The sequence below is a fragment of the Isoptericola sp. NPDC057391 genome, from assembly GCF_042668085.1.
GTDB lineage: Bacteria > Actinomycetota > Actinomycetes > Actinomycetales > Cellulomonadaceae > Isoptericola.
In genome coordinates this window covers 1-3,200 of record NZ_JBHVBO010000292.1, presented here as the reverse complement: position 1 = coordinate 3,200, position 3,200 = coordinate 1, and the positions used below count along the sequence as shown (strand labels likewise).

Genomic DNA, 3,200 nt, shown 5'->3' with positions numbered 1-3,200 from the left:
GGGGACAGCTCCACCGGAGCCTGTCCCTGCGGCACCTCGTCGTCTACGGCCTGCTGTTCATCGGCCCGACCGCGCCGATGGGCACGTTCGGCGTGCTCGACGCCCGCAGCAACGGTGCGGTGGCGCTCGTGTTCGTCGTCGCGACCGCGGCGATGTCCTTCACCGCCTGGTCGTACGCGCGCATGTCCGTCGCCGTCCCGAAGGCGGGGTCGGTCTCGGCGTACGCGACCGCGGGGCTGGGGCGACGGGCGGGCTTCATGGCCGGCTGGATGATCGGCCTGGACTACCTGTTCATCCCGAGCCTGGCGGCGCTGTTCACCGGCATCGCCAGCCACGCCCTGTTCCCCTCCGTGCCCGTGTGGGTGTTCACGACGGCGGCGGTGCTGCTCATCACGGCGCTGAACCTCGGCGGGGTCAGGCTCGCGGCGACCGTGGGGTTCGTCGCCCTGGCCGTGGAGATCGTGGTGCTCGCCGCCTTCTGTGTCGGCGCCGTCGTCGTCCTGGTGCACGACGGCCCGACCCGGCCGTGGCTGTCCCCACTGACCGGGCTGGACGGCTTCACCCTGGTCGGGACGCTCGGCGCGGTCTCGGTGGCAGCCCTCGCGTTCCTGGGTTTCGACGCGATCGCCACGTTCGCCGAGGAGAGCACCGGCTCCCCGCGGCAGATCGGCCGGGCCCTGATCTTCTGCCTCGTCCTCGCCGGGGCGCTCTTCGTGCTGCAGACGTACCTGGGGGCGCTCCTGACGACGACCACCCCGACGGAGCTGGCGGCTCACCCCGACGAGCAGGGCACGATCTTCTACACCACGATCAGCGACCAGATGGGGGCATGGCTCGGCACCACCGTCACGACGGCGCGGGCGATCGGCCCCGTGCTCTCGGCGCTCGTCGCGCAGGCGGCGGTGAGCCGCCTCATGTACGGGATGGCGCGCGACGGACAGCTGCCGTCCCGGCTCGGGGTCGTGAGCCCCCGGACCGGCGTCCCCCGGGTCGCGATCCTGGTCTCGGCGGTCGCGACGCTCGTCATCGCCGTCGCGGCCGCGGTCGATCCCGCCGGGCTCGACCTGCTGTCCTCGATGGTCACGGTCGGTGCCCTGACGGCGTTCGTCTTCCTGCACGTCGCGGTGATCGGCTACTACGTGGTGGGACGGCGCACCGACCGCCCTGTGCTGCACACCGTCGTCCCCGTCGTCGGCCTGGCGATCGTCGTCACCGTGCTCGTCCTGGCCAGCCACCTGGCCCTGGAGGTGGCGGCCGGGTGGCTGGTGCTGGGCCTGGTGATCATGCTCGTGCGCACCAGGCGGCGCGGCGCGTCCGCCGTCGGCGAACCCGGAAATTGAGTCGGGGCGGCTCAAGTTGCACCGGTCAGCAGCAACTCACCTGAGGAGGACAGCATGACCACCACCCTGACCCGCACCCCGTTCGGCGACGCCTGGCTCCGCGACCTGTGGGCCCCGCGCCTCACCGACCTCGCCCGCAACGAGGGCCCCGTGCCCGCCGCGGACGTGTACCGCGACGGCGAGGACCTCGTCGCCCGCCTCGACCTGCCGGGCGTGAACCCGGCCGAGGACGTCACCGTCGAGGTCGAGGGCCGCAAGCTCGTCGTGCGCGGCGAGCGCAAGGACCAGCGCCCCGAGGAGTCCGAGGGCCGCCGCATCTCGGAGGTCCGCTTCGGCGCCTTCCGCCGCGTCGTCACCCTGCCGAAGGCCGTGGACGGCGACGCCGTCACCGCGTCCTACGACGCGGGCGTCCTGACGGTCACCGTCGCCGGCGTCTTCGCCGGCACGACGCCGCAGCGCATCGAGGTCACCAGCGCCTGATCTCAGACGCCGCCCGACGGCGCCCGGTCGCACCCGCGACCGGGCGCCGTCGTCGTCTCCGGCTGGGTGCCGTCACACCTCGCGCCGGCGTCTCGTCGTCACCGTGAGCAACCGATGACGCATGACGGACCGAGGAGGACGAGATGTCCGAGACGACGCAGGTCGTGGTGGTGGGCGGCGGGTACGCCGGGGTGATGGCGGCGAACCGCCTCAGCGGGCGGGACGACGTGGCCGTGACGCTGGTGAACGCGCAACCCGCGTTCGTGGAGCGGATCCGGCTGCACCAGCGGGTCGCCGGGTCGCACGACGCGGTCGTGGACTACCGGGAGGTGCTCGGCTCGACGGTGCGGCTCGAGGTCGCCACCGTCGAGCGGATCGACGCGACCGGGCGGCGCCTGGTGCTCGCCGGCGGCCGGACCCTCGCGTACGACTACCTCGTCTACGCGGTGGGCAGCGCCAGCGCCGTCCCGACGGTGCCGGGGGCGGCGGAGCACGCGTACCCGCTGGCGAGCCTGGAGGAGGCGGACCGCCTCGCGCCGGAGCTGGCCGCCGCCGGCCCGGGGGCTCGGGTGACGGTGGTGGGCGCGGGACCGTCCGGCATCGAGACGGCGTCGGAGCTGGCGGAGCAGGGCCGCACCGTGACGCTCGTCGCGGGCGACCTGGCAGGCCCGTACCTGCACCCGAAGGGCCGGCTGGCGGTGCTCGACGAGCTCGGGCGCCTGGGGGTGACGGTCGTGCAGGGCCCGGGCGCGCTGGTGACGGCCGTGACGGCCGACGCCGTGCAGCTCGCGGACGGCCGGGACATGCCGAGCGACGTGACGATCTGGACGGCGGGCTTCGCCGTCCCCGACCTCGCCGCCCGCAGCGGCCTGAGCACCGACGCGGCGGGCCGCCTGCTGACGGACGAGACGCTGACCAGCGTGGACGACGAGCGGATCGTCGCCGCCGGCGACGCGGCCGCGCCGTCCGACCTGCCGTACCGGATGAGCTGCCAGGCCGCCGGCCAGCTGGGCGGCGCCGCGGCGGACACCGTGCTCGCCCGGCTGGCGGGCGCCGCGCCCGCGCCGGCCGCCGTCGGCTTCCTGGGACAGTGCCTGAGCCTCGGCCGCGGGGCGGGCCTCTTCCAGTTCGCGAACCGCGGCGACGTCCCGGTCCGCGCGTTCCTCGGCGGGCGGCTCGGCGCGCGCGCCGGGGCCTGGCTCAAGGAGCTCGTGTGCCGGAGCACGGTGAAGCAGCTGACCTGGGAGGCGCGGCGGCCCGGCGTCCTGCGCTACCCGGCGTTCGTCGGCGACCCCCGTCGTCGCGAGGTGCTGCGCCGCAGCACGGCCGAGCCGCATGACGTCGTCGCCGCCGCGTAGCGACGACGACGCCGGTCGAGCC

Annotated in this window: 3 protein-coding genes; all 3 read left to right on the top strand. The window is 74.8% G+C overall.

Annotated features, from left to right (window positions below; all coding sequences use genetic code 11):
- On the top strand, window positions 1-1,340 hold a 1,340-nt coding region (locus ACFUVW_RS20360), incomplete at its 5' end, for an APC family permease (protein WP_430573114.1).
- 54 nt (window positions 1,341-1,394) lie between these two features.
- Window positions 1,395-1,820, top strand: coding sequence for an Hsp20/alpha crystallin family protein (locus ACFUVW_RS20355; protein ID WP_430573113.1), 426 nt, complete (start codon window positions 1,395-1,397; stop codon window positions 1,818-1,820).
- A gap of 143 nt (window positions 1,821-1,963) precedes the next feature.
- A complete protein-coding gene (locus tag ACFUVW_RS20350) occupies window positions 1,964-3,178 on the top strand; it encodes an NAD(P)/FAD-dependent oxidoreductase (protein WP_430573112.1) in 1,215 nt (404 codons plus the stop codon).
- Window positions 3,179-3,200 lie beyond the last annotated feature (22 nt).